This is a genomic window from Isoptericola sp. NPDC056618, assembly GCF_042792715.1.
In the GTDB taxonomy this organism is placed as follows: Bacteria; Actinomycetota; Actinomycetes; order Actinomycetales; family Cellulomonadaceae; genus Isoptericola; species Isoptericola nanjingensis.
Map to the genome: position 1 here is coordinate 69973 of NZ_JBHTVZ010000019.1, position 25994 is coordinate 95966.

At 73.1% G+C, this 25994-nt stretch carries 25 protein-coding genes and 2 riboswitches; of the genes, 13 read left to right on the plus strand and 12 right to left on the minus strand.

Annotated elements, in window-relative coordinates; genetic code table 11:
- Positions 1-7 precede the first annotated feature (7 nt).
- Positions 8-1003: a dTDP-glucose 4,6-dehydratase gene (rfbB, locus tag ACFQ8T_RS18415; RefSeq protein WP_430547929.1), complete on the plus strand. Its 996-nt coding sequence runs from the start codon at positions 8-10 to the stop codon at positions 1001-1003.
- A 12-nt stretch (positions 1004-1015) separates the two neighbouring features.
- Here rfbB and ACFQ8T_RS18420 read toward each other — a convergent pair whose 3' ends face one another.
- Positions 1016-1633: a dTDP-4-dehydrorhamnose 3,5-epimerase family protein gene (locus tag ACFQ8T_RS18420; RefSeq protein ID WP_430547930.1), complete on the minus strand. Its 618-nt coding sequence runs from the start codon at positions 1631-1633 to the stop codon at positions 1016-1018.
- 63 nt (positions 1634-1696) lie between these two features.
- Between ACFQ8T_RS18420 and rfbD the strand changes: the two genes are divergently transcribed.
- Positions 1697-2581: a dTDP-4-dehydrorhamnose reductase gene (rfbD, locus tag ACFQ8T_RS18425; protein WP_430547931.1), complete on the plus strand. Its 885-nt coding sequence runs from the start codon at positions 1697-1699 to the stop codon at positions 2579-2581.
- Positions 2582-2603: 22 nt separating this feature from the next.
- Here rfbD and rfbA read toward each other — a convergent pair whose 3' ends face one another.
- From rfbA to ACFQ8T_RS18440, 3 genes are read right to left on the minus strand one after another with little or no spacing between them, the layout of a single operon-like run.
- On the minus strand, positions 2604-3467 hold the full coding sequence (gene rfbA / locus ACFQ8T_RS18430) for a glucose-1-phosphate thymidylyltransferase RfbA (RefSeq protein ID WP_430547932.1): 864 nt from the start codon (positions 3465-3467) through the stop codon (positions 2604-2606).
- A gap of 28 nt (positions 3468-3495) precedes the next feature.
- Positions 3496-5160, minus strand: coding sequence for a glycosyltransferase family 4 protein (locus ACFQ8T_RS18435; RefSeq protein ID WP_430547933.1), 1665 nt, complete (start codon positions 5158-5160; stop codon positions 3496-3498).
- Positions 5157-6497: a glycosyltransferase family 4 protein gene (locus tag ACFQ8T_RS18440; RefSeq protein WP_430547934.1), complete on the minus strand. Its 1341-nt coding sequence runs from the start codon at positions 6495-6497 to the stop codon at positions 5157-5159. The genes ACFQ8T_RS18435 and ACFQ8T_RS18440 overlap by 4 nt, the downstream gene beginning before the upstream one ends.
- 110 nt (positions 6498-6607) lie before the next feature.
- Between ACFQ8T_RS18440 and ACFQ8T_RS18445 the strand changes: the two genes are divergently transcribed.
- On the plus strand, positions 6608-7654 hold the full coding sequence (locus ACFQ8T_RS18445; RefSeq protein WP_430547935.1) for an LCP family protein: 1047 nt from the start codon (positions 6608-6610) through the stop codon (positions 7652-7654).
- A 37-nt stretch (positions 7655-7691) separates the two neighbouring features.
- Here ACFQ8T_RS18445 and ACFQ8T_RS18450 read toward each other — a convergent pair whose 3' ends face one another.
- Positions 7692-8159 carry a hypothetical protein gene (locus ACFQ8T_RS18450; RefSeq protein WP_430547936.1) on the minus strand — a complete coding sequence of 156 codons (468 nt, stop codon included), beginning with the start codon at positions 8157-8159 and terminating at the stop codon, positions 7692-7694.
- A 159-nt stretch (positions 8160-8318) separates the two neighbouring features.
- Between ACFQ8T_RS18450 and ACFQ8T_RS18455 the strand changes: the two genes are divergently transcribed.
- Entirely contained in the window at positions 8319-9665 is a 1347-nt protein-coding gene (locus tag ACFQ8T_RS18455; protein ID WP_430547937.1) for an MFS transporter, read from the plus strand.
- A 38-nt stretch (positions 9666-9703) separates the two neighbouring features.
- On the opposite strand, the gene ACFQ8T_RS18460 is transcribed toward ACFQ8T_RS18455, so the two are convergent.
- Both ACFQ8T_RS18460 and serC read right to left on the minus strand, forming a co-directional pair.
- The gene (locus ACFQ8T_RS18460) at positions 9704-10537 is read right to left on the minus strand and encodes an MHYT domain-containing protein (protein ID WP_430547938.1); all 834 of its coding nucleotides are present in this window, start codon (positions 10535-10537) and stop codon (positions 9704-9706) included.
- Between the two features lie 132 nt (positions 10538-10669).
- The gene (gene serC / locus ACFQ8T_RS18465) at positions 10670-11854 is read right to left on the minus strand and encodes a phosphoserine transaminase (RefSeq protein ID WP_430547939.1); all 1185 of its coding nucleotides are present in this window, start codon (positions 11852-11854) and stop codon (positions 10670-10672) included.
- Between the two features lie 147 nt (positions 11855-12001).
- On the opposite strand from serC, the gene ACFQ8T_RS18470 reads away from it, so the two are divergent.
- The 4 genes from ACFQ8T_RS18470 to ACFQ8T_RS18485 all read left to right on the plus strand — a co-directional run bounded on the left by ACFQ8T_RS18470 (position 12002) and on the right by ACFQ8T_RS18485 (position 16159).
- On the plus strand, positions 12002-12721 hold the full coding sequence (locus ACFQ8T_RS18470) for a metal-dependent transcriptional regulator (RefSeq protein ID WP_430547940.1): 720 nt from the start codon (positions 12002-12004) through the stop codon (positions 12719-12721).
- A 131-nt stretch (positions 12722-12852) separates the two neighbouring features.
- Positions 12853-13030, plus strand: a riboswitch (cyclic di-AMP (ydaO/yuaA leader).
- A 3-nt stretch (positions 13031-13033) separates the two neighbouring features.
- Positions 13034-13825 (plus strand): C40 family peptidase, encoded by a 792-nt coding sequence (locus ACFQ8T_RS18475; protein ID WP_430547941.1) that lies wholly within the window; start codon positions 13034-13036, stop codon positions 13823-13825.
- 190 nt (positions 13826-14015) lie between these two features.
- Positions 14016-14202, plus strand: a riboswitch (cyclic di-AMP (ydaO/yuaA leader).
- Positions 14203-15018, plus strand: a complete 816-nt coding sequence (locus tag ACFQ8T_RS18480; protein ID WP_430547942.1) for a C40 family peptidase — start codon at positions 14203-14205, stop codon at positions 15016-15018.
- A gap of 175 nt (positions 15019-15193) precedes the next feature.
- Positions 15194-16159, plus strand: coding sequence for a universal stress protein (locus ACFQ8T_RS18485; protein ID WP_430547943.1), 966 nt, complete (start codon positions 15194-15196; stop codon positions 16157-16159).
- 120 nt (positions 16160-16279) lie between these two features.
- On the opposite strand, the gene ACFQ8T_RS18490 is transcribed toward ACFQ8T_RS18485, so the two are convergent.
- The 3 genes from ACFQ8T_RS18490 to ACFQ8T_RS18500 all read right to left on the minus strand — a co-directional run bounded on the left by ACFQ8T_RS18490 (position 16280) and on the right by ACFQ8T_RS18500 (position 18669).
- The gene (locus ACFQ8T_RS18490; RefSeq protein WP_430547944.1) at positions 16280-16603 is read right to left on the minus strand and encodes a hypothetical protein; all 324 of its coding nucleotides are present in this window, start codon (positions 16601-16603) and stop codon (positions 16280-16282) included.
- Between the two features lie 204 nt (positions 16604-16807).
- Positions 16808-17644 (minus strand): ABC transporter permease, encoded by an 837-nt coding sequence (locus ACFQ8T_RS18495; RefSeq protein WP_430547945.1) that lies wholly within the window; start codon positions 17642-17644, stop codon positions 16808-16810.
- Complete coding sequence (locus ACFQ8T_RS18500) at positions 17641-18669, minus strand: ATP-binding cassette domain-containing protein (RefSeq protein ID WP_430547946.1); 1029 nt, start codon at positions 18667-18669, stop codon at positions 17641-17643. The genes ACFQ8T_RS18495 and ACFQ8T_RS18500 overlap by 4 nt, the downstream gene beginning before the upstream one ends.
- A 118-nt stretch (positions 18670-18787) precedes the next feature.
- Between ACFQ8T_RS18500 and ACFQ8T_RS18505 the strand changes: the two genes are divergently transcribed.
- Positions 18788-20200 (plus strand): serine hydrolase domain-containing protein, encoded by a 1413-nt coding sequence (locus ACFQ8T_RS18505; RefSeq protein WP_430547947.1) that lies wholly within the window; start codon positions 18788-18790, stop codon positions 20198-20200.
- 7 nt (positions 20201-20207) lie between these two features.
- Here ACFQ8T_RS18505 and ACFQ8T_RS18510 read toward each other — a convergent pair whose 3' ends face one another.
- Positions 20208-20981, minus strand: a complete 774-nt coding sequence (locus ACFQ8T_RS18510; RefSeq protein WP_430547948.1) for a GntR family transcriptional regulator — start codon at positions 20979-20981, stop codon at positions 20208-20210.
- A gap of 336 nt (positions 20982-21317) precedes the next feature.
- Here ACFQ8T_RS18510 and ACFQ8T_RS18515 point away from each other — a divergent pair, with 336 nt between their 5' ends.
- Genes ACFQ8T_RS18515 through ehuA form a run of 4 tightly spaced genes read left to right on the plus strand, consistent with a single transcriptional unit; the run spans position 21318 to position 24465 of the window.
- Positions 21318-22247, plus strand: a complete 930-nt coding sequence (locus tag ACFQ8T_RS18515; protein WP_430547949.1) for a transporter substrate-binding domain-containing protein — start codon at positions 21318-21320, stop codon at positions 22245-22247.
- A gap of 4 nt (positions 22248-22251) precedes the next feature.
- A complete protein-coding gene (locus ACFQ8T_RS18520; protein WP_430547950.1) occupies positions 22252-22998 on the plus strand; it encodes an amino acid ABC transporter permease in 747 nt (248 codons plus the stop codon).
- The gene (gene ehuD, locus ACFQ8T_RS18525; protein ID WP_430547951.1) at positions 22995-23642 is read left to right on the plus strand and encodes an ectoine/hydroxyectoine ABC transporter permease subunit EhuD; all 648 of its coding nucleotides are present in this window, start codon (positions 22995-22997) and stop codon (positions 23640-23642) included. The genes ACFQ8T_RS18520 and ehuD overlap by 4 nt, the downstream gene beginning before the upstream one ends.
- Before the next feature lie 34 nt (positions 23643-23676).
- Complete coding sequence (gene ehuA / locus ACFQ8T_RS18530) at positions 23677-24465, plus strand: ectoine/hydroxyectoine ABC transporter ATP-binding protein EhuA (protein ID WP_430547952.1); 789 nt, start codon at positions 23677-23679, stop codon at positions 24463-24465.
- 98 nt (positions 24466-24563) lie between these two features.
- Here ehuA and ACFQ8T_RS18535 read toward each other — a convergent pair whose 3' ends face one another.
- Entirely contained in the window at positions 24564-25766 is a 1203-nt protein-coding gene (locus tag ACFQ8T_RS18535) for a hypothetical protein (protein WP_430547953.1), read from the minus strand.
- Positions 25767-25994 lie beyond the last annotated feature (228 nt).

Sequence of the window (25994 nt, forward strand, 5' to 3'; positions counted from 1 at the left end):
AGGTGTCATGCGCGTTCTGGTCACCGGCGGCGCCGGGTTCATCGGGGCGAACTTCGTCCAGCAGACGGTGACGGAGCGCCCGGGCGCCGTGGTGACGGTGCTGGACGCGTTGACGTACGCCGGGGACCGGTCGTCGTTGGACCCGGTCGCGGACCGGGTGAGCTTCGTGCAGGGGTCGATCACCGACGCGGAGCTGGTGGACGGCCTGGTCGCGGACGCGGACGTCGTCGTGCACTTCGCCGCGGAGTCGCACAACGACAACTCGCTGACGGACCCGTCGCCGTTCGTGCAGACCAACCTGGTGGGCACGTTCACCCTGCTGGAGGCGGTGCGCCGCCACGGGGTGCGGTACCACCACATCTCGACGGACGAGGTGTACGGCGACCTGCCGCTGGAGGGCGACGAGAGGTTCACCCCGGCGACGCCGTACAACCCCTCGAGCCCGTACTCGTCGACGAAGGCCGGCTCCGACCTGCTGGTGCGCGCGTGGGTACGCTCGTTCGGCATCGAGGCGACGATCTCGAACTGCTCGAACAACTACGGCCCGTACCAGCACGTGGAGAAGTTCATCCCGCGGCAGGTCACCAACCTCATCGACGGGATCCGGCCCCGCTTGTACGGGGCGGGGCTGAACGTGCGCGACTGGATCCACGTCCACGACCACAACGCCGCCGTGTGGGCGATCGTCGACCGCGGCCGCGTCGGGGAGACGTACCTGATCGGCGCCGACGGCGAGACCAACAACCTCGAGGTGGTCCGCACCCTCAACGAGCTGTTCGGGCGCGACGCGGACGACTTCGACCACGTCGCCGACCGGCCCGGGCACGACCTGCGCTACGCGATCGACGCCACGAAGCTGCGCACCGAGCTCGGCTGGACCCCGCAGTTCACCGACTTCCGCTCCGGCCTGGCCGCGACGGTCGACTGGTACCGGGCGAACGAGGACTGGTGGCGCCCGGCCAAGGCGGCCGTGGAGGCGAAGTACGCCCGCAGCGGCCAGTAGGGGCGCGCGGCGTCAGCCGCGGAGCGACGCGAGGTAGTCCTCGACGGCGTCGTGGGTGGGTAGCAGTCCCTGGGCCCTCGCCTCGGCGAGGCCGGGGGCGGCGGTGTCCTTGTCGGACAGCTGAGCCACGAGGGGCGACCCGTCGCGCGCCGTCGTGGGCCACTCGATGCCGACGTCGGGGTCCAGGGGGTGGATGCCGTGCTCGTGGCCGGGGTCGTAGCCGGCGGAGCACAGGTAGAGCACGGTCGAGTCGTCCTCCAGGGACATGAACGCGTGCCCGAGACCCTCGCCCAGGTAGATGGCGCGGCGGTCGACGTCGTCGAGCAGGACGGAGTCCCACCGCCCGAAGGTGGGCGAGCCGACGCGGACGTCGACGACGACGTCGAGGACGGCGCCCTTCGCGCAGGTGACGTACTTCGCCTGGCCGGGCGGGACGTCGGCGAAGTGGATGCCGCGCAGCACGCCGGCGGCCGACACCGAGGCGTTGGCCTGCCGCAGGTCGAGCGGGTGGCCGACGGCGTCCGCGAACGGCCCTGCCTTGAACCACTCGAGGAAGACGCCGCGAGGGTCGCCGTGCTGCTGCGGCGTGATCTCGTAGGCACCGGGGACGGTCAGCTCACGGATCTGCACGGGGCGCTCCTTCGCGAGGTTTCGGCCAGGTGTCGACGACGGTGGGGCCCGTAGGATCCTACGGTGACCGAGACCACGACGGTGCCGCCCACCACCCCCGCGCCCCGACGCTGGCTGGTCGTCGGCGCCGCGGGCATGCTGGGCACCGACCTGCTGGCTCGCCTCCGGGACGGTGGCGAGGACGTCGTCGGGCTGGGCCGGTCGGACCTCGACGTCACGGACGCCGACGCCGTCGGCGCGGCGGTGCGCGGGTCCGACGTCGTGGTCAACGGCGCGGCGTGGACGGCGGTCGACGACGCCGAGGCCCACGAGGACGACGCGTTCCGCGTCAACGCGACCGGTGCGGCGCACCTGGCGCGGGCCTCGCACCGGGAGGGCGCTCGCCTCGTGCAGGTGTCCACCGACTACGTGTTCGACGGTGCCGCGACCGCGCCCTACGCCGAGGACGCGCCGCTCGCGCCGGTGTCGGCGTACGGGCGCACCAAGGCCGCGGGGGAGTGGGCCGTGCGCGCGGAGGCGCCGGACCACCTGATCGTGCGCACGGCCTGGCTGTACGGGGCGCACGGTGGCTGCTTCCCGAGGACGATGGCGCGACTCGGCGCCGAGAAGGACCGCCTCGCGGTCGTGGACGACCAGGTCGGCCAGCCCACCTGGACCCGCGACCTGGCCGACCTGATCGTCCGGCTCGTCGAGGGGGGCGCCCCGGCGGGGACGTACCACGGCACGGCGTCGGGCCGGACGTCGTGGTTCGGGTTCACCCGCCGCATCCTCGCGTCCGCGGGCCTGACGACCCCGCTGGAGCCCACGACGTCCGACGCGTTCGTCCGCCCCGCGCCGCGGCCGGCGTTCTCCGTGCTCGGCCACGGCGCCCTGGCGGCCGCGGGCGTCGCGCCCATCGGCGACTGGGCGGAGCGCTGGGACGCCGCCGCGGCCGAGGTGCTGGCCTGAGCCTGCCCGGTCGTCGGTAGGGCTACTGCTCCAGCAGCCCGAGCAGGTACGTGCCGTAGCCGGACTTGGTCAGCTTCTCGGCCCGCTCGCGGAGCTCGTCGTCCGACAGGAAGCCGCGCCGCCACGCGACCTCCTCGGGCGCACCCACCTTGAGCCCCTGGCGGCGCTCGATCGTGCGGACGAAGTCGGACGCCTCCAGCAGGGAGTCGAACGTGCCGGTGTCGAGCCAGGCGGTGCCGCGCGGCAGCACCTCCACGTGCAGGTCCCCGCGCTCGAGGTAGGCGCGGTTGACGTCGGTGATCTCGTACTCGCCGCGCGCCGACGGCTCCAGGCCCTTGGCGATCTCGACCACGTCGTTGTCGTAGAAGTAGAGGCCGGGCACGGCGTAGCTCGACTTCGGCTGGGCCGGCTTCTCCTCCAGCGACACGGCGCGCCCGTCGGCGTCGAACTCGACCACGCCGTACGCCGTCGGGTCCGCGACCCGGTAGGCGAACACGGCGCCGCCGTCGACGGACGTGTACTTCTGCAGCTGGTCGCCCAGCCCCTGCCCGTAGAAGATGTTGTCGCCGAGCACCAGCGCCGCGGCGTCCGACCCGATGAACTCCTCGCCCAGCACGAACGCCTGCGCCAGCCCGTTCGGCACCTGCTGCACCGTGTAGGAGATCGAGATGCCGAACTGCGACCCGTCGCCCAGCAGCCGACGGAACTGCTCGGCGTCGTGCGGTGTCGTGATCACCAGGACGTCGCGGATGCCCGCGAGCAGCAGCGTCGACAGCGGGTAGTAGATCATCGGCTTGTCGAAGACCGGTACCAGCTGCTTGCTCACCCCGAGGGTGATCGGGTGCAGCCGGGTGCCGCTGCCGCCCGCCAGGACGATTCCTCGCATCGTTGCCAGTCCCTCCGCCGGTTCGTTCTCAGAAGTGTGCCGTGAGGCGCGCGTACACGTCGGCGTACCGACCCACGAGCCGCTCCCACGTCCGCTCGGCGGCGACGTGCCGGCCGGCGTCGACGAGCGCGGCGCGATGGGCGTCGTCGTCGAGCACGCGCGCGACGGCGTCGGCCCAGGCCTCGACGTCGTCGGGGTCCACCAGCACGCCGGCGGGCGCGCCGCCGCTCGGCCGCGAGGGCTCGAGCGGCGAGAGCACCTCGGCGAGCGCGGGCAGGTCGCTGGCGACGACCGGCCGCCCGATGGCCATCGCCTCGACGGGCTTGAGCGGCGTGACGAGGCGCGTGACGCGGTCGGGGCGGCGCGGCACCAGCACGACGTCGAGGGCGGCGAGGTAGGTGCGCGCCACGTCCCGCGGCACCCGGCCGGGCAGGTGGGCGTGCTCGCCCAGCCCGAGCTCGGCGGCGAGCCGCAGCAGCCGCGGCCGGTCGACGCCGTCGCCCACGATCAGCGCGGACACGTCGACGCCGCGCGAGCGCAGCAGGGCGACCGTGCGCAGCACGGTGTCCAGGCCCTCGTAGCCGACGACGCTGCTCACGGTGCCGACGACGAACCGCGCGGTGCGCAGGCCCAGCGCGGCGCGCGCCTCGGCGGTCGACGGCGCGGGGCCCAGCAGCGCGCCGTCGACGGCGTTCGGCACCACCGTGATGCGCTCGCCGGGCACCCCGCGGCCCACGAGCTCGTCCCGCATCGTGCCGCTGAGCGTGACGACGTGGTCCGCGGAGAGTGCGAGATCCGTCTCGCGGGCGCGCAGCAGCGCGAACCGCTCCGACGCCGCGGCGCGCTCGCGGCCCTCCGGCGTCGGGTGCGACGCCGCCCACGTCTCCTCCGGCAGCCCTCGCACCTCGTAGACCCAGGGCACTCCGACCCGCGCGGCGGCGGCGCGGGCGGCGTCGCCCGTGGTCCACGGCGTGGTGGCGTGCACGACGGCGGGGCGCGCGGCGTCGAGGGCGCGGGCCAGGAGGTCGACGCCGTCCGCGGCGCGGCCCCGGTGGTCGGCGGGCAGGGACCGCGGCACCAGGCGCCGGTAGGTCACGCCGTCGACGACGTCCGCGCCGCGGGCGCCGAGCGCCCCGATCATCAGCGGGTAGCCCGCGCGGGTGGTGGCGGTGACCCCGTGCCCAGCGGCTCGCTGGGCCGTGAGGATGGCGTGGGTGCGCAGGGTGTACCCGCTCTGCGTGTGCGGCAGCGAGTTGGTGAGGTGGTGGTGGATCGCGACCGGGACGTCGGAACCGGGCGAGATTTCACCCGGTCCGGTGCGCGCCCGTTTTTCACCCGCTCGCCCCGGGAAACCGTCCGTATCGTGAGACGTTTCCGGGCGTCGCCCGTCCTCCAGCACGGCCACCTGACCCAGCAACGACGCCCGGACCCGGCGCCCGGCGCGCGTCGTGGGGGCGGCCGCGCGCAGCGCCGCGACGTCGCCGTCCTGCCACGCGGCACGCAGCCGACCGGCCTCCCCGGAGGTCCCGTCGCCCAGCGCCCGCTCCACCCACGGCACGACGACGGCGCTCACCCGGGCCGGGGTGCGCCGGGCCGCCTGGAGCACCAGCCACGCCGGGTCGGTGCGGAGCGCGCCGCCCACGAAGGACGCGGCGAAGCGCGCGTTGCGGGCCAGCTCGCGCACGCGCGTCATCGGGGCGTCTCGTCGCGGGGCCGGGTCGCCGGGCCGGTGAGCTCGTGCAGCAGGTCGAGGTACCGCGCGGCGAGCGTGTCGTCGTCCGCGTTCTGCGCCACCCACTCCGCGGCGCGCGGGTCGGCGACGGGCACGTCGCCGGAGGTCGCCCAGCCCGCCCACAGCTCGGTGAGCGCGTCGACGTCGCCGGGCGCCACCACGGACCCGGCGCCGGAGCGCCGCACCAGCGCGGCGGCCTCGCCGGCCACGCACGCGGTGGCGTACGCCCCCGACGCCATCACCTCGTACAGCTTCGACGGCACGGTCCACTCCAGGGGCTTCCAGTCGCGCAGCGACACCACCACGGTGTCCGCCCAGGCGTAGTAGCGGCGGATCTCGTCGTGCGGCACAGCCCCCACGAACGTCACGGGGGCGTCGAGCTCGGCCACCAGACCTTCGAGGAACGGCACACGGGCGCCCGCGCCGACGATGCGGACGTCGAGCCGCAGGCCGCGCCGGGCCACCTGTGCCGCGGCGCGCACCACCGACTGCAGGTCCTGGGCTCGCCCCACCGTCCCCGCGTACACGACGCGCAGCGGACGCGCCGGCGGCGGGTCGAGGTCGCGCAGGCCCTCGGCGTCGTCCGCGGTGAGCGGCTGGAACGACGTGCCGTTGCGCACGACGGCGACGCGTCGCACGCCCCGCTCGAGCAGCACCTGGGCGAACGTCTCGGTCGTCGTGACGACGGCGTCCGCGCGCGACTGGAGCCGCGTGACCGCGCGGTGCACCAGGGCGCGCGCGGCCGCGAGGGCGCGGGAGCCGGCGGAGCGCCGCGCGTCGAGCACGCCGCTGGGTTCGATGAGGTCGGGCCAGGCGTCGCGCATCTCGATCACGAGCCGGGCGCGCAGCAGGCGAGCCAGCAACCAGGCGGCGAACATCGACGGGATGCCGGGCACGGTGCCGACCACGACGTCGGGCCGCTCGTCCCGCTGCCGGAAGTGCCGTAGTCCCAGCACGACGGCGCTCGCGGCGGCCACGGCCTGGTCCACCGTGCGCGACAGCAGGTCGGCGGCGTGCGGGCGGAACCTGGTGCGGACCACGCGCTCGCCGTGCCGGCCCAGGGAGACCGACCCCGGCCGGTGGTCGGCGGCCGCGTCCTGCAGCCGCCCGCTCGGGTAGTGCGGCGGCGGGGTGAGGACCGCGACGCCGACGCCCGCGTCGATGAGGCGCGGCGTCAGCGTGTCCCACCGCCGCTGCGGGGCGCCGTGCTCGGGCGGGTAGTGGTGCGTGACCAGCAGCACGCGGGAACGCTCCGACGACGGCGTCGCCCCGGTGCCGTGCATGGTCGTGCCCTTCACCTCGCTCGTGGAGCCCGCAGCCGTCCGGCGGTGCCCGGGCGAATGGTACGGCGGGAAGCCGCACGGGCGGAACACCGGATCTCCCCGGCCGGGCCGTAGGATCCCGCCCTGTGACCCGAGCCAACACCCCGTACCGCCACGCCCGCACCGAGGCGCGCCGCAGCCGCCGCGCTCTGGCCGTCGTCGGGGTGCTCGTGCTGCTGCTGGCCGCCGGGGGCTTCGGCGCCGCCTGGTGGTTCCAGCGCGCTCTCGACAACAACATCGAGCGGATCGGCGACCCGTTCGCCGAGATCCCGGCGAGCAGCAGCCCCGAGGTCGAGGAGGAGACCGAGGCGGTCAACCTGCTCGTGCTGGGCTCGGACAGCCGGATCTCCGCCGGCGACCCGTCGCAGTGGAAGGCCGGCGCGCAGCGCACCGACGCGATCATGCTGGTGCACCTCCCGGCGAACCGGAAGAGCGCCCAGGTGGTCTCGATCCCGCGCGACTCGTGGGTGCCGATCCCGGGGCACGGCGAGGCCAAGATCAACGCGGCCTTCTCCTACGGCGGCCCGGCGCTGATGATCCAGACGGTCCAGGACCTCACCGGCGTGAAGATCGACCACTTCGTGGTGACCGACTTCGAGTCGTTCACGTCGATGACGGACGCGCTCGACGGCGTGCGCATCCGCGTGCCGGAGGACATCGGAGACGGCAAGCAGGTCTTCTTCTCGAAGGGCGTCCACATGATGTCCGGCGAGGAGGCGCTCACGTACACGCGCCAGCGCCACGGCCTGGCGAACGGCGACTTCGGCCGCGTGCAGCGGCAGCAGAACTGGATGCGCGCCATCCTCGCCAAGGTCAACAACAACCGGAACGACGTCGGCATGATGACCGAGTTCTTCACCACGGTGAGCAAGTCGGTCGCCGCGGACGACGGGTTCACCATCGACCGAATGCGCAACCTCTACATGAGTGCGCGCGGGCTGAGCACCAACGACGTCGACTTCATGACCGCTCCCTACTCGGGCACCGGGCGCAGCGACGACGGGCAGTCGATCGTCGTCCTCGACCGCGAGCGGTTCGACCCGCTGATGAAGGCGATCGCGAAGGACGAGGCGGGAAGCTACGTCAAGGAGCACGCCGACGACCTCGAGGTGCTCCCCGCCACCGTCAGGTAGCCGGTAGTCGTCCCGCCACCACGGGAGGGGGGCGGGCTCAGGCGGCGGTGTCGACGGCGACGCGGCCGTCGGCGAACGTCATGCCCTGCACGACGGTGCCCGGGTAGCGGGCGGCGAGCAGCCGCTGCACGTCGAGCGCGATGCGGGCGTCGGGGCGGATCTGCACGGAACCGGCGGGCAGGCCCTTCGCGGACAGGACCGACTCGATGCGGTTCTTGGCGAGTCCCAGCAGCTTGTGCGCGGGCAGACCGCCGGCGCTGGCGTCGACCGAGAGCACGGCGACCCCGCCGTCGAAGCCCTCGACCCGCAGCCGCGACCGGACGGCGGGCACCAGGCGGGTGGCGAGCTTGAGCGGCCCGGGCAGGTTCTTCACCGCCCGGGCGTCGGCGACGACCTCGAGCTCGTCGCCGGCGCCGCCGACGGACGTGACGAAACGGGGCAGGGTTCGGCCTCCCAGGAGGCCGAGCTCGTTCAGGGTCTCCGCGAGGGACATCTCGGTGCGCACGGCGCATACCGTACTGGACCGGGCGGGAGGCGTGGGACGCGTCACTCCCCGGGCGGGGAATAGAACGATTCGATAACCTGTTGCCACGGTCGACGACACCCCGAGGAGAAGGAGATCCGTGGCCCCCGCGAGCGACGAACAAGCCGGGGAGCTCGACCGATGAGCGCCACCTTCTCCTCCCTCAAGTACACGAACTACCGCATCTGGTTCGCAGCCGCCCTCGTCGCCAACGTCGGCACGTGGATGCAGCGCATCGCCCAGGACTGGATCGTCCTCACCGACCTCAGCGACGACTCCGGCATCGCCGTCGGCCTCACCACGGCCCTCCAGTTCGTGCCGTTCCTCCTGCTGTCCCCGTGGGCGGGCGTGCTCGCCGACCGGCTGCCGCGCCGTCGTCTCCTCATGGCCACGCAGGGCGGGATGGGCGTGCTGGCCCTCGCCCTGGGCGCCCTCGTGCTGTCCGGTCGGGCGGAGCTGTGGCACGTCTACGTCTTCGCGCTCCTGCTCGGCGTCGTGTCCGCGCTGGACAACCCCGCGCGCCAGACCTTCGTCGCCGACATGGTGCCGGCCTCCAAGCTGCCCAACGCCGTCGGCCTGAACAGCGCGTCGTTCAACGCCGCGCGCCTCATCGGGCCGGGCGTCGCCGGGCTGCTCATCGCCGCCGTCGGCGCCGGCTGGGTGTTCGTGATCAACGGCGTCACCTTCGGGGCGACGATCGCGGCCCTGGCCCTCATGCGGGTCCGGGAGCTGCGGCCGCAGGCCGCCGCACCGCGCGCCAAGGGACAGATCCGCGAGGGCGTCCGCTACGTGCGCCAGCGGTCCGACATCGTCGTGATCATGGTCGTGATGTTCGTCGTCTCGACGTTCGGCCTGAACTTCCAGCTCACCTCGGCGCTCATGGCGCGCGTCGAGTTCGGCCGCGGGGCGAGCGAGTACGGGATCCTCGGCTCGGTGCTGGCGATCGGCTCCCTCGCGGGGGCCCTGCTCGCCGCCCGCCGCGACCGCCCGCGGGTGCGCCTGGTGATCGGCTCGGCGTTCGCCTTCGCGGTCACGACGGCGGTGCTCGGGCTCATGCCCACCTACTCGTCGTTCGTGCTGGCGTGCATCCCCGTGGGGCTGGCCTCGCTCACGATGATGACGGCGGCCAACAGCGCGCTGCAGGTCTCGACCGACCCCGTGATGCGCGGCCGCGTGATGGCGCTCTACATCATGATCTTCCAGGGCGCGACGCCGATCGGGTCGCCGATCGTCGGCTGGATCGGCGAGGCGTGGGGCCCCCGCTGGTCGATCCTCGTGGGCTCGATCGCCACGTTCCTCGTCGCCGCCGGCGCGACCGTCTGGGCGGTGCGGCGCTGGCACCTGCGGGTGCGCTACCGGGTGCTGTCCCGGCCCCACCTCGAGGTCGTCTACCTCGACCGCGAGGTGCTCGAGGGCGTCACCACGCGCGACGGCGTGCGGCGCGAGCTGAGCCGCGCCGACGCCGAGCGGGTGCCGACGACGGCCTGACCCGCGCGGACGGCGCCCGGGCAGCGACCGGACGTCGCTCAGTGCCGGTGCGCGGCCGGCTCGCGCCGGGAGGAGCGACGCGCCGGCGGGGTGATCCCGTTCGCGCGCCGCTGCATCCGGGCCTCGAACTCCTGCTGGTCGCGCATCTCCTCCTCGTTCGGCCACATCAGGACGACGAAGATGAGCGCGACCGTGAGCGCCGCGATCCCGAGGATGAGGGGGCCGAGCAGGTCGATGGCGGTGGTGCCGGTCGTCGGCACCCCCGGCGTCCCGGTGATGGTCAGCGCGGCCATGCCGGTGTAGTGCATGCCGCTGACGGCGACGCCCATGATGAGGGCCGCACCGAGGGTCGCGGCGCGTCCGCGCACGTTCACGCTGAGCCAGAGGGCTGCCGTCGCCGCGACGATCGCGATGAGCACGGAGAGACCCACCACGGGCAGCGAGAACTCCATGTGGCCCGTCATGCGCATGGCGGCGATGCCCATGTAGTGCATCGCGGCCACGCCGAGCCCGGCGACGATGCCGCCGGAGACCAGCCACAGGGGCCGGTCGCCCGCGAAGCCGACGAGGAACAGCCCGAGCGCGACGACGACCACGGCCACGAGGGCGCTGAGGACGGTCTGCGGCACGTCGTAGTTGATGGGCATGTCGGTGACCGTGAAGCCGAGCATGGCGACGAAGTGCATGACCCAGACGCCCGTGCCGCCGATCGCGACGGAGGCCACCAGCAGCCACGCCGCGCGCGTCTTCGTGTCCGTCGCGGCGCGGGCGCGCGCCGTCGCGGACAGGCCGGTGGCCGCCCCGAGGCACGACGCGACGTACGCGAGCAGCGGGGTGATCATCCCGTAGGTGAAATGGTGCATCTCCGGCATGCGGGGCCTCCCGGCTACATCGCCCGTCTATGACGAGGCGGCACGTTATCAGCCCGTGACCTAGCGGGTGAAAAATGCTCGTTGACCTGGGACGATGCAGAGGGTTTCCGGGAGGCCCCTTCGGCGGGCGCGTCAGCCGAGGTGCGCCACCACGTGATCGACGCACGCCGTAAGGGCCCGGACGTCGTCGGGCTCGACGGCGGGGAAGACGCCCACGCGCAGCTGGTTGCGGCCGAGCTTGCGGTACGGGAACACGTCCACGACGCCGTTCTCCCGCAGGACGCGCACGACGGCGGTGGCGTCGATCGCGTCGTCCAGGTCGATCGTCGCCACGACCGTGGACCGCTCGGCCGGGTCGACGACGAACGGCGTCGCCCAGTCGCGGGCGCCGGCCCAGTCGTAGAGCGCCCCGGCGGACTCCGCCGTGCGCGCGCTCGACCACGCGAGGCCGCCCTGCTCCAGGAGCCACTCGGCCTGCTCGGCGAGCAGCACCAGCGTCGCGACCGCCGGCGTGTTCAGCGTCTGGTCGAGACGCGAGTTCGCGAGCGCGGTCGTCAGCGACAGGAACTCCGGCACCCACCGCCCGGTGGCCGTCCCGGCGGTCGCCTCCACGCGCTCGGCGCGCTCGACCGCGGCCGGCGAGCAGACGGCGAGCCACAGGCCGCCGTCGGCCGCGAAGACCTTCTGCGGGCCGAAGTAGTAGACGTCGGTGTCGGCGACGTCGACGGGCAGCGCGCCCGCGCCCGACGTCGCGTCCACGAGCAGCAGGGCCCCGTCGGCGCGCGCGCCGGGCACCTGGCGCACCGGCGCCATCGCCCCCGTGGAGGTCTCGTTGTGCGGCGTCGCGTATACGTCGACGCCGTCGACCGGCGTGAGGTGCGCCACGGTGCCGGGCGCGGCCGACACCACGTCCGGGTCGGCGAGGAAGGGCGCGCGCGTCGTCGCCGCGGCGAACTTCCCGCCGAACTCCCCGAACACGGCGTGCTGCGCGCGCCGCTCGACGAGGCACGCGGCGGCGACCTCCCAGAAGGCTGACGACCCGCCGTTCCCGAGCGCCACCTCGTACCCGTCGGGCAGGGCGAAGAGCTCGCCGAGGCCCGCGCGGACGCGCCGCACGAGGTCCTTCACCGCCGGCTGCCGGTGCGACGTCCCCAGCACCGGGGCCGCCGGGTCGCCCGCCGCGGCCAGCGCGGCCACCTGGGCGGGGCGCACCTTGGACGGGCCGGACCCGAACCTGCCGTCGGACGGGAGCAGCGACGCGGGGATGACCACGCTCGGGTGGATCGAACGGCTCGGGTGGCTCGACGCAGCGGGCATGGTGTCTCCGGTTCCGGGCGAGGGGGAGCGGTCGTGGGTGGGGCAGGGCAGGATGTCTCGCCGGGAGCGCGCACGACGGCGCCGCGCGACCCGCCCTGCGCCCACGCGTGCGAATAGACTAGGCCGCGCCGAAAGACGGGAGTGGACGTGACCGACCTGATCGACACCACCGAGATGTACCTCAAGACGATCTACGAGCTCGGTGAGGAGGGCATCCCGCCGCTCCGCGCCCGCATCGCGGAGCGACTGGGGCACTCCGGGCCGACGGTGTCGCAGACGGTGGCACGCATGGAGCGCGACGGTCTCGTCGTCGTGACGGGCGACCGGCACCTGGAGCTCACCGAGGCCGGGCAGGCCAAGGCGACCCGTGTGATGCGCAAGCACCGCCTCGCCGAGCGGCTCCTCACCGACGTCATCAAGCTCGACTGGGAGCACGTCCACACCGAGGCGTGCCGCTGGGAGCACGTGATGAGCGACCTCGTCGAGAAGCGGCTCGTCACCCTGCTCGACCACCCCCACGCCGACCCGTACGGCAACCCGATCCCGGGGCTGTCCGAGCTGGGGGAGCAGTACCAGGACGTGCCGTTCCTCGAGGGCGTGCAGTCCCTGCCGGGCGTGCTCGAGGCGCGCAGGGCGACGGGCCTGACGGACGGCGACGGCGTGGAGCTGGTCCTCCAGCGGATCGCCGAGCCGCTCCAGGTGGACATCGAGCTGCTGGCGCGTCTCGCCGAGTCCGGCCTCGTGCCGGGCGCGCAGATCGTCGCGCGCACCGCCGGCGAGGACGTCGCGGTGGAGGTCGAGGGGTCCGGCATCGTGCTCGACCTGCCCGAGGAGCTGGCGAAGCACCTGTTCGTCGCGAGCCGCTGACCTGCGGGCCGGCTCCTGCGCCGGGCCGGCACGCCACATCGTGACCGCAGCGTGACATCGCCCGGGGTTGTCCGGTACGGTCGGGGCGCTCGCCGGAGTTCATCCTGCGGGCGCTCGACCGGACCGCCGAACCCTGCCACCGGCCGAGCTCCACGGACATCCGCACGGCAGGAGCGGGGGACCCACTTCGGGCGTCGGAGACGACGTCCTCGGGGTGAAGCCGGACGGGCCCGGTCACGGGAACGGACGGCCGGGTGTTTCTCCCACCCGAACCCGACAGCTGACCTCGCAGGCGACAGGAGAGGTAGACACGTGAGCGCACGCACGAACCACGGCCGGCACCGCGCCGCCCGTCGTCCGATCGCCCTCGCCCCGTCCGGCGCCGCAGGCCGCCGTGTGGCCGTGGCCGCCGCCGCCGGTGGCCTCCTGGTCTCGACCTTCGCCAGCGCGGGTGCCGCGCAGGCCGCTCCGGTCGACACCGACGCCGCCAAGAAGCTCAGCACCGTCGACCTCGGCGCCCTGACCGACCAGGCCCGCGAGGCCCTCGAGGCCGCGCCGGTCGTCACCGTCGACGCCAAGGCCAAGGTCGACGTCGAGAAGGTCACCGCCAAGATCGCGGCCGCGGCCGAGATCACCCCGGCGCCCGAGCCCGAGCCGGAGCCCGTCGTCGAGCAGGTCGCCGACACGTCGTCCACCGACGACGCGTCCCGGTCCTCGGAGACGGCGTCGCGCTCCGACGAGCGCGAGGCCGTCGAGGCGCCGGCGTCCGCGAACGGCTCCGCGATCGTCTCCATCGCGATGCGCTACGTGGGCGTGCCGTACGTCTCCGGCGGCAGCAGCCCGTCCGGCTTCGACTGCTCGGGCCTCACGCAGTACGTCTACGCGCAGGTCGGCATCAGCCTGCCGCGCACCTCGTCCGCCCAGCGCTACGCCGGCACGGTCGTCTCCGCCTCCGAGGCGAAGCCGGGCGACCTGGTCTGGACCCCGGGGCACGTCGCGATCTACGCCGGCGACGGCATGCAGATCGACGCCCCGAAGCCGGGCGACGTCGTCAAGTACCGCGCCATCTGGCAGTCGAACCCCACCTTCATCCGCGTCGGCTGAGTCCGTCCGACCCGCTCCCGGAGCCCCGTCGCGCCCTGTGCGCGGCGGGGCTCCGTCGTGCGCGGGCAACCGGTTCGACCTGGGCGGATGTGACCTACGGCACGGCGTCCACAGGCGCTGTGACCGAAACGTGACATCGACTCGCGCGTCCGCTACGGTGTCAACCACTCGGCGGGTGATCCGCCGGGTCTCGACCGGAACGCCGAGCCCTGCAGCCGGTCGGGGACCTTGACCGCACGCAGGGGCGGGGGACCCAATTTCGGGCGCTGTTCCACGGCGTCCTTGGGGTGAAGTCGCACGGACCTGGTCCGTGAGGCCGGGTGTTTCTCCCACCCGAACCCGACAGCTGACCTCGTAGGCGACAGGAGAGGGAACACGTGAACGCACGTACCACGCGCGCCCGGCACCGTGCCGCGCGCCGTCCGCTCGGCGGGCTGGTCCAGAGCGTCGGCTCGTCGGTGACCGGTCGTCGGGCCGTCGTCGCCGCAGCCGCCGGCGGCCTGCTCGTCTCGACCTTCGCCAGCGCCAGTGCCGCGCAGGCGGCCCCGGTCGACACCGACTCGGCGAAGAAGCTCAGCACCGTCGACCTGGGCGCCCTGAGCGACCAGGCCCGCGAGGCGCTCGAGGCGGCTCCGGTCGTCACGGTCGAGGCCAAGGCCAAGGTCGACGTCGAGACCATCAGCAAGAAGGCGATCTCCAAGTCGGAGATCACCCCGGCCCCCGAGCCGGAGCCGGAGCCGGAGCCCGTCGTCGAGGAGGAGAGCACCGAGCGCTTCACCGACACCGCCTCCCGCTCCGCGGAGCGCACCGAGGCGCCGGCGGAGGCCGAGGCGACCTCGTCCAACTCGTCGCTCGGCCAGCAGGCCGTCTCGATCGCGATGCGCTACATCGGGACGCCCTACGTCGTCGGCGGGGCCAGCCCGTCCGGCTTCGACTGCTCCGGCCTCACGTCCTACGTCTACGGTCAGCTCGGCATCGACCTGCCCCGGACCTCCTCGGACCAGCGATACGCTGGCAAGCAGATCCCGTTCTCGGACCTGCAGCCGGGTGACCTCATCTGGAGCCCGGGCCACATCGGCATCTACGCGGGCGACGGGATGGTCGTCGAGGCCTCCCGCCCCATCAACTGGGAGACCGGCTACCACAAGATGTGGCAGTCCGAGTCGGAGGCCATCGCGCTGCGCGTCTTCTGACGCGGCGCGGCCTTCACGCCGCCCGCTGACGTCGTCGACCCCCGTGCTCCCGAGCACGGGGGTCGACGTGTCCCGGGGCTGCTTTGCTGTGCCTTGCGCCATCCTTTCGCTACGCTTGAACCAGGCGCCCTCGACGACGAGGGCGGGCTCCTCGCCAGCGGACAGGAGGCGCGAGATGACACGGCCTGAGGTCGTCCTGGTAGGTGTCGACGGGTCTGCAGCCAGCCTGCACGCCCTCGACTGGGCTGCCGCGTACGCGCGGCGTGTGGGGTGGGGGCTGCACGTCGTCTGTTCCTACTCGTTGCCGTCGTTCACGGCGGCGTCGCTCGACGGCGGCTACGCCGCCCTGGACGACACCGCGATCCAGGAGGGCGCCAAGGCGGTCCTCGCCGAGGCGGAGGAGCGCGTCGCCGCCAGCGGGGTCCCGGTGACCGGCACCGTCGCGACGGGGGACGCCGCCGGCGTGCTCGTCGAGATGTCGCGCGAGCACGCGCTCGCCGTCGTGGGTACCCGGGGCAAGGGCGGGTTCACCGAGCGGCTGCTCGGCACCGTCTCGTCGGCCCTGCCGGCGCACGCGCACTGCCCCACGGTGGTGGTGCCGTACCGCGGCGAAGGCGGCGGCAGCACCGACGCCGCGGAGCGCCGTGACGGGGACGCGGTGCACGAGGTGCGCCGCATCGTCGTGGGTGTCGACGGGTCGCCGTCGGCCGAGGTGGCGCTGAAGCACGCCGTCGCACAGGCGAGGGCGTGGGACGCGGAGCTCGTCGCCGTCGCCGGCGTGCCGCTCGGGGGCGGGGCGGGGATCCTGGCCTGGCTGCCGTCGCAGATCGACCACGAGACCGTCCTCGCCGACGTCAAGGCCGGCCTCGACGTGACCGTGGACCGAGCCCAGGCGGCGAACCCGGGCGTGACGATCAAGCGGCACGTGCTCGACGGCACGGGCGCCGAGCTGCTCACCGAGTTCTCCACCGGCGCCGACCTCGTCGTGGTCGGCTCCCGCGGCCGCGGGGGTTTCCGCGGTCTGCTGCTCGGGTCCACCAGCCAGGCGGTGCTGCACCACTCCGCCTGCCCGGTGCTGGTCGTGACGCGCAAGTGCGACGAGGAGCTCGACCAGGACGACGCCTCGACCACCGCCGCCTGACGTCGTGGGTGTGATCGTGGCCCGGTAGTGAGAAGAAGCCGGGCCACGATCACACCCACAACCGGCGGGTTGCGGACCTGATCGCCTGACGTACGCGGGCGACGAACTCCGTCGGGTCCTTCAGGACCTGGGCCGGGTCACGAGCGGCAGCGTGCGTCGCATCATCGCGTCACCGAGGACGACCACGTCGTCAGGCAGTCTCAGGGAGGTGGCCACGTGGACGAACGTCCGGGCGGGGCTCGTCACGGTCAGCCCGTCGATCTCGATGGTGTGGAGAAAGGACTGTCGGGATCGGTGCGACACCACACCGGGTCGATCGACACGATCCTCCTGGCGCCGCGAGACCACGTGCAGGTCGGTGTCGTGCGCCTCGGTCCACGGCAGCTCCACGCCCAGGAGGCGGAGCGCCGTGGTGTGACTGAAGGCGACGCCGCCGTTCAGCACCGCTGAGAGCGCACGACAGCGGCCACGGTCGATGCCGGTACGGACGTGAAACGGGCGGGGTGGTCCTGGGCGGGTTGACGCATGCTCGCAGGGTCCCGGACCAAGGGAGCCGCGATGCCCGGTTTCCACAGGCGTCCGTTGTGGGTGGGCCATGGCCCGGTCTGACGTCGAAACAGGGCCACGAGCCCACCCACGACGGGTGGGTCAGTGGCGGGTGCGGTACAGGTGCATGGTGATCGGGCCGAAGACGGCGGTGAGGACGACGGAGGCGACGAGCACCCAGACGATCTCGCCGCCGTCGGGGGTGCCGGCCATCAGCCCGCGCACGGCGGTGACGAGGTGCGTGACCGGGTTGATCTCGACGAACCGCTGCAGGGCGGCGGGCATCGTCGACGGGTCCACGAAGATGTTCGACGCGAACGTCAGCGGCATCAGCACCATCATCGACACGCCCATCACGGCGTTCGGGGTGCGCAGCAGCAGGCCGAGGATCGTGAAGATCCAGCTCAGCGAGAAGGCGAAGACGAGCAGCAGCAGCACGCCGAGCACGACGCCGACCACCCCGCCGTCGGGGCGGAACCCGAGGACGAGGCCCAGACCGATCGTCATGACCGACGCGATGGAGTAGCGCACGGTGTCGCCCAGCAGGGCGCCGACGATGGGCGCCGGCCGCCAGATCGGCAGCGAGCGGAACCGGTCGAAGACGCCCTTGGTGATGTCCGTGTTGAGCGTGTAGCCCGTGTACACGGTGACGATGACGATGGTCTGCACCAGGATGCCGGGCAGCAGGAACTGGATGTACGCGGACGTGGACCCGGCGAGCGCGCCGCCGAACAGGTACGTGAACATCAGCGTGAAGATCACGGGGGAGACCAGCACGTCGAACAGCTGCTCGGGCACGTGCTTGATCTTCAGCAGCGCGCGCCACCCGAAGGTCAGGGTCATCGAGAGCGCGGACGGTCGTGCGGGCGGCTCGGTGAGCGCGACGGCCTGGCGCAGCGTGGTGGTCGTGATCTCGGCGGGTTCGGCGGACGCGGTCATCGGGACACCTCCTGGGCGTCGGCGGGCTCCTCGTCGTCGGCCGGCAGCGGCTGGCCCGTCAGGGTGAGGAACACCTCGTCGAGGCTCGGCTGGCCGAGCGTGAACTCCGGCACGGCGATGCCTGCCTCCCCGAGCGCGGGCAGCAGCTGCGCCACCGAGGCGGCGCCGTCGTCGGGGACGCGGGCCGACAGCGCATAGGGATCGGTGGGCAGGGTGGGCTCGGTGCCCAGCACCTTCTCGACGACGCTCGCCGCGGCGGACCGCTGGCCGGCGTCGGCCAGCCGGATCGACACCGCCCCTTGGCCCACCGAGCGCTTGAGCTCGGTGGAGGTGCCCTCCGCGATGACGGTGCCGTGGTCGATGACGGCGATGCGGTCGGCGAGCTGGTCCGCCTCCTCGAGGTACTGGGTGGTGAGGAGCACGGTGGCGCCGTCGGCGACGAGCACCCGCACGATGTCCCACACCTGGTTGCGGCTGCGGGGGTCGAGCCCGGTGGTGGGTTCGTCGAGGAAGAGCACGCGCGGCGCCAGCACGAGCGACGCGGCGAGGTCGATGCGGCGCCGCATGCCGCCGGAGTACGTCTTGACCTGCCGGGGGCCGGCGTCCGACAGGCTGAAGGCGTCGAGCAGCCCCTCGACGCGGCGCCGCGCCGCCGTCCCGGTGAACCCGTACAGGCGGGCCAGCATGAGCAGGTTCTCGGTGCCGGTCAGGTCCTCGTCGACGGACGCGTACTGGCCGGTGAGCCCGACGGCGGAGCGGACGGCGTCGGCGTCGGCCACGACGTCGTGCCCCAGCACGCGGGCGGTGCCGGCGTCGGGGCGCAGCAGCGTGGCGAGCATGCGCACGACCGTGGTCTTGCCGGCGCCGTTCGGGCCGAGCAGCCCGAAGACGCTGCCGGTCGGGATCTGCAGGTCGACGCCGTCCACGGCCTTGGTGACCTGCTTGCGGGTGGTGAAGTGCTTGACGAGCCCGTGGGCGTCGACGGCGAGGTCGTCGCGGGGCGGGCCGGGGTCTGACGCGGACATGGGATCTCCCGGGGATGTCGGTGACGTGCGTCACGTCCCAGGCTAGGACGGGCCGCCGACGCCGAACTCATCGGCGACGGACGAGGAGCGACGCGACGGCCGTGGCAGGGTGTCGCCCATGACCACGGAGCCGATGTCCACGGAGCCCGCGACCCGCGACCTGTTCGACCGCGACCACCTCGCCGCGTGGGTCGGCACGCAGGCGGGCTTCGCGCGCGTGCCGGGCGTGCAGTACGCGGTCCGCGTCGGGGACGACGTCGTGCTCGAGGGCGCCTGGGGCGTCGCCGACGTCGCGACCGGCGAGCCGCTGCGCACGGACCACGTGTTCCGGGTGGCGTCGCACTCCAAGACGTTCACGGCGACGGCCGTGGGCCGGCTCGCGGACCGCGGTGCGCTCCGCCTCGACGACCCGTTCGACGCGCACCTGCCCGAGCTCGCGGGCACCGCCGTCGGGCGGGTCACCCTGCGCGAGGCGCTCGGACACACCGGCGGCGTGCGGCGCGACGGCACCGACGCCGACTTCTGGCAGCTCGGCGCGCCGTTCCCGGACCGGGGCGCCCTGGTGACGGCGGTGCGGAACGACGGGCCGGTCCTCGGCCGCGGTGAGGTCTTCAAGTACTCGAACCTCGCCTACGGGCTGCTCGGGCTGGTGGTCGAGGCGGTCACGGGGACAGCCTTCGCGCGGCACGTGCGCGACGACCTCCTCGCCCCGCTCGGGCTGGGGCGCACCACGCCCGAGCTCGACGACGCCGCGCCCGCCGTCGTCGGGTACTCCGCCCTGGGCGTCGCCGACGACGGGCGCCTGCCGGTCGCGCCGGTGCGCACGGGCGCGCTGGCCGCGGCGACAGGGTTCTGCTCGACGGCGGCCGACCTCACGCGGTGGTTCGCGGCGCACGCCGACGGCTCCGGCCTGCTGCGGCCGGAGACGCGTCGCCTGCTGCAGCGGGACGAGTCGGCGATCGACCGCCCGCACGCCCGGCCGCGGCGCTACGGGCTGGGCTTCGAGGCGCGCGAGATCGAGGGCCGTCGCGTCGTCGGGCACGGCGGCGCGTTCCCGGGCCAGCTCAGCCGCACCTGGGCCGACCCGGCCGGGGGCGTCGTCGTGTCCGTGCTGACGAACGCGGTCGACGGTCCGGCCGACGCGATCGCCACCGGCCTGTTCGCGCTGGTCGCGACCGCCCTCGACGCCGGCGCGCCCACGGCGGACGAGGACGCCGTCCTGCGCCGCGGCACGGGCCGGTTCGCCAACCTGTGGGGCCTGACGGACCTCGTCCGGCTGGGCCGGGACCTGTGGCTGATCGACCCGCGGCGCGAGGACCCGCTCGCCGGCGCCGAGCGCCTGGTCGTCGACGGCGACGCCCTGCGGCTGCCCGTCGAGCCGGGGTTCGGGGCGCCCGGGGAGCCGGTCGAGGTGCTGCCCGGCGACGACGGCCGGCCGGCGGGGATCGTCGTCGCCGGGGTCACCTCGTGGCGTGCCGAGGACTACGAGCGCGAGCGCCGCGCGCAGCTCGCCGCCCGGCGCGGGGCGTGAGCAGCGGTCACGGCTCGGGGAACGTCGGGGTGATCGGGTCGAGGCGCGGCGCCGGGGACGGGCGGGGCTCGTCGAACGTCTCGACCTCGACGGTCTCCGGCTCGAGCAGGCGGGTGACGGCGTCCTCGAGGTTGGTGCGGATGGCGGCGACGAGGCCGTCGGCGTCGCGGGCCTCGAAGCGCTCGACCAGCTCGACGTGCGACTCGGCGGCGTCCTTGCGGACGGCGTAGTCCTCGCTGAGCGTGAAGCTCGCGATGCGGACCTCCACGATGAGCGTGGTCATCCAGCGCAGCAACCACGGGTTGCCGCCGGCCGCGACGAGCGACCAGTGCACGTTGAGGTCGGCGTCGCCCACGCGGCGGGCGTCCTCGCTGCGCTCGGCGTCGACGAGGGCGTCGTGCGCGGCGCGGACGGCCGCGACCTGGGCCGGGGTCGCGCGCTCGACGGCGAGGGGCGCGGCCGAGGTCTCGACCGTCGTGCGCGCCTCGTACAGCGCGCGCACCCGGTCGGCGCCGATGCGGACCACGCTCAGCCCGCGGCCCGGCACCGAGCGCAGCAGGCCCTCCTGCACCAGGCGCTGCGCGGCCTCGCGGAAGGGCCCGCGGCTGACGCCGAGCTGGCTCGACATCTCGACCTCGCGGATCGGTGACCCCACCGCCAGGGCGCCCGAGTAGACGGCGTTGCGCAGCTCGACGGTGATGAGGTCGACCGTCGACGGGCGCGTCACCGGCGTCAGGAACGGCGCGCTGCCGACGGGGGCCGGCGACGACGATGGGGTCATCTGCTCTCCTTCCAGGGCGGTCGGGGACCGTCCGACCGGGACATATCATCCCGCGCCGCGACCTCCGGCCAGATCGTGACCCTCTTGTGACCATGGCATGACCGGCGTTTTCGGGCATGACGGACCCGTTCGCGACGGTCGTTCGTCCCGGCGACACTGCTCTGACCTGCGATGACGTCGGGACGGGCGTGCCGGAGCGACCCGCCCTCGCTGATTGTAGACAATCCGACATGTAGATACATAGATTGTCGTAGCGTCGGCATCGCGGCTACCGTGTCGCACCGTCCAGACCAACGGCTCGGCGCGGACTCCCGCCGGGCGACGAAGGGAGACACCGTGTCGTCCACCAGGACCACGAAGCGCCGCCGGGCGTTCCTCGCTGCCGGTTCCGTGCTCACCATGACCGCGCTGGCCGCCTGCTCGAGCGTCGACGAGGGCGGATCGGGGGACGGCGGGGGCTCGGCGCTCCAGACGATCCAGGACGCCGGTACCGTCAATGTCGCGTACAACGGCGAGAAGCCGTACAGCTACGACGACGGCGGCGAGCTCACCGGCGCGACGATCGCGCTGGACAAGAAGGTCTTCGGAGAGCTCGGTGTCGACGAGGTCGAGGGCACCCAGACCGAGTGGAACTCGCTCATCCCGGGTCTCAACGCCGGGCGCTACGACACCGTGAGCGCGGGCATGTCGATCCTGCCGGAGCGCTGCGAGCAGGCGGCGTTCGCGGAGCCGACCATCATGTACACCACCGCGTTCCTCGTGCCCGAGGGCAACCCGGACAAGCTCACCGACTGGCAGTCGGTGGAGGACTCCGGCCTCACCGTCGCCGTCACCAGCGGCGCGATCGAGGACGGCTACGCCCAGAAGACCGGGGTCAAGACGATCACGGTGGGCGACTCGACCGACGGCCTCAACGCCGTCGTCTCGGGCCGCGCCGACGCCTTCGCGCTGACGGGCATCTCGATCCGGGCGCTCGCCGACAGCACGGACGAGCCGGTCGAGGCGACCGACGCGTTCGTCGCGACCATCGACGACGTGCCGCAGATCGGCGCGGGTGCCGAGGTGTTCCGCAAGGGCGACACCGAGCTGCTCGAGGCGTACAACGAGAAGCTCAAGCCCATCCTGGAGGACAAGGAGCAGTGGCTCGAGATCATGGAGCCGTTCGGCTTCACCGAGGCGGAGTACCCCCCGCCCGGCCTGACCGCGGACATGCTGTGCGAGGGCGACCTCGCGAAGATCTCCGACGAGCTGGGGCTGGATTCCTGACCACATGTCGGATGATCTCCAGGCACTGATCGACAGTCTTCCTGATCTGGGCAGCGCGGTCGTCGTCACGCTCGAGATGACGATCGGCGGTGCCGCTCTCGCCATGCTCGTCGCGCTGGTGCTGGGGTTCGGCTCGCGTACCCGCTCCCTCTGGGTGCGCGGGCCGTCCCGCGTCGTGATCGAGTTCTTCCGGGGCACCTCGCTGGTGGTCCAGATCTTCTGGCTCTTCTACGTGCTCCCGGTCTTCGGGTTCAAGATGGAGGCGCTCGCCGTCGCGATCGTCGCGCTCGGGCTCAACTACGGCGCCTATGCCGCAGAGGTCGTGCGCGGCTCCATCGAGTCCGTCCCGACGGGCCAGTGGGAGGCCGCGACGGCGCTCAACCTCGGCACGTTCCACAAGGTGCGTCGCGTGATCTTCCCGCAGGCGTGGGCCCTGATGATCCCGCAGCTCGCCAACCTGCTGATCCAGCTGCTCAAGGGTTCGGCCCTGGCGTTCTACATCACCCTGCACGACGTGTACTGGTGGATCGACGAGCTGCAGCGCGACACGAGGGACACCTTCTTCAGCTACGGCGTCGGCCTCGTCATCTACTTCGTGATCGCGTACGTACTCACGTGGGGGATGAACTGGGCCGAGGAGCGGGCCAAGCGCCGGCTCGGCCGCGGCACCCGCCCGCGCCTGCGTGACGTCTTCGGCCTCAAGCCGGGCGTCCCGACGGAGATCGCCCGCGTGAAGGGGGGTGTGGCATGAACGACGACGCCATCTGGAACTGGGACACGGCATGGGATGTCCTGCCGGCACTCCTGCGCGGCCTGGTCATCACCATCGAGGCGACGGTCGTGGGCATGGTGATCGCCTCGATCCTGGGGCTGCTCATCGCCCTGGCCATGCGCGCGCCGACGCGGTGGGTGCGCGCGCCGCTGCGGTTCGTCGTCGACTTCATCCGCATGACGCCGCTGCTGGTGCAGCTCGTCTTCGTGTGGCTGCTGCTCGTGGACGTCCCGCCGCTCGTCATCGGCTTCGGTGTGCTCGGCGTGCACTACGCCACGTACATGTCGGAGGTGTACCGGGCCGGCATCGAGGCGGTGCCGCGCGGCCAGTGGGAGGCGGCCACCGCGCTGAACCTGCCCAAGGGGCGCACCTGGCGCGCCGTCATCCTCCCGCAGGCGATCCGGAACACGCTGCCCGGGCTGGGCAACTACGCGATCTCCATGTTCAAGGAGACGCCGTACCTCTTCGCCATCACGGTCGTGGAGATGTACCAGGCAGCCCAGCAGTACGGCGCCCTGAACTTCTCCTACATCGAGCCGCTGACCCTGGTCGGGGTGCTCTTCCTGCTGGTGAGCTACCCGACGTCGCTGCTCGTCCGCCGGATGGAGACGCGCCTTGCCTGACCCGACGACCACGACCTCCACTGGGAGCCAGAACATGAGCAACGCCTCGAACGGCGCCCCCGCCATCGAGTTCCGCGACGTCACCAAGCGCTTCGGCGACAACGTGGTGCTCGACGGACTGAACTTCTCGGTCGCGCAGGGCGACCGCGTGACCCTGATCGGACCGTCCGGCTCCGGCAAGACGACGATCCTGCGCCTGCTGATGACCCTCGAGGAGGCGAACGGCGGGCTCATCCTCATCGACGGCGACCCCTACACGCACGAGTACAAGGGCGACAAGTGGGTCGAGATCTCGGAGAAGCGGCGCCGCGTCGTGCGCAACCGGGTGGGGATGGTCTTCCAGCAGTTCAACCTGTTCCCCAACATGACCGTGCTGGAGAACATCATCGAGGCGCCGGTCCACGTGCTCGGCAAGAGCAAGGCCGAGGCCGTCCAGCGGGCGGAAGAGCTGCTCGAGCAGGTCGGCATGACCGACAAGCGGGACTTCAAGACGAACCAGCTCTCGGGTGGTCAGCAGCAGCGCGTCGCCATCGCGCGGGCCCTCGCCATGGACCCGGAGATCCTGCTGCTCGACGAGGTGACCTCGGCGCTCGACCCGGAGATCGTGGCCGACGTGCTCGGCGTGCTCCGCGAGATCGCCCGCACCACGGACATCACGATGCTGCTCGTGACCCACGAGATGCAGTTCGCCCGCGACGTCTCCAACCGCGTGCTGATGTTCGACCACGGCAAGATCGTCGAGGAGGCCGACCCCGAGACGATGTTCACGAACCCCAGGCACGAGCGCACCCAGGAGTTCCTCAAGGCCGTGCTCGGGAACTGACCCTCCCGGGCCCCGAACAGGCGGTTGCTCCCGTTCTCACGCGTCACGGCGCGTCAGAGCGGGAGCAACCGCCTGTTCGGCGTCTCGGGGCCCCGGTGTCAGGACGCCGGGGTGGGGGTCGGCGTCGCGGCGGGGGCCTGCTCGGCGTCGGGGACGGTGCCCCCGGTCCCCGTCCCCGTCCCGGCGCCGGTGTCCGTGCCGGTGTCGGTGCCGCCGTCGGACGAGTCGGACCCGTCACCGGCGCCCTCCGCCGGCTCGTCGGTGTCGGTGCCGCCCGTGGGCTCGTCGGTCGGGGCGTCGGTCTCGGTGCCGTCCGTCGGCTCGTCGGTCGGCTGGTCCGTGGACCCGTCGGTCGGCTCGTCGGTCGGCCGGTCCGTGGTCCCGTCGGTGGTGCCGGTGGTGGACTCGTCGGACCCCCGGTCGCCGGTGCCCGTGTCGGAGTCGTCCCCGGGCACGTTCGTCGGGTCCTCGGCGGGGCTGGTCGGGGTGGGCACGGTGGTCGAGTCGTCGGAGCCGTTCGAGGTGCGGCTGATGCTGGTGCCGGACCCCTCCTGACCGCGCACCGCGTCGGACAGCGGCTTGCCGATGACGAGCTCGACGACCAGCACCACGCCCATGACGACGACGAACAGGGCCGCCGCCGACAGGGCCAGCACCTTCTTCGTGCCGTGCTTCTCCACGAAGCGCAGCCAGGCGTTGCGCGGCTCCGGCTCCTCGCCGTCGGGCGCGTCGTCGCCGTCGGCCGTCCCGCCGTCGGGCCCCGCGCCGCCGTCGGCCGCGAGACCGGTGCCGACAGCGCCCACCGGCCCGAGGGGGCGGGTCTCCCCGAGCTCCTGCGTCGGGTCGAGCGGCGCGGTGGCGTCGAGCGGCTCCGTCCCGGGGACGGTGCCGTCGGCCAGGGTGTCCGCGGTGTCCGCGGCGTCCGACGTGCTGACCACGGTGCCGCGCGCCGTCGTGGCGGTGCCGCTGACGCGCATCGCGGCGGTGCGCGAGCGCCCGGCGCCGGGGCCGGTGCGCGCCACCACCTTGGTGACGACGGGCTTGAGCTGCTCGTGCGTCTTCTCGATCGAGCGCGTGTAGAGGAAGTTGCCGATGACCGTGATGACGCTCGCGAGGCCGGCGCCGATGATCGTCCCGGCCACGCCGAAGAAGGACATCAGCACCGTGGCGCTGACGGCGGCGAGAGCGCTTGCGACCACCTGGGTGAGCGAGAGCCGGGTCTTGGCGGGGGCGTCCTTCGCGTCGTCGTGCGGGCCGTCGACGGGGTCGCCCGGGGCGGAGGTGCGGGGGGAGGAGGTCACGGAGCGTCGGGTCCAGGTCGGGGTCGTCTGTCCGACGCCCGCCGCACCCGCCGGCACGAGGGCCGCGCGCCGCGGGCTCCGGCGTCTGCCGCGGGCGTCCCCAGCAGCCTAGGCCGGGCGTGTGCAGGTCGCAGCGGGCCGTCGTGACCCGCCCCGAGAGGAAGCGCGAAGATCCTGTGTCTCCGCACGTCGTGGGTGTGACGGTGGCCCCGTTCCGCGTCGGAACGG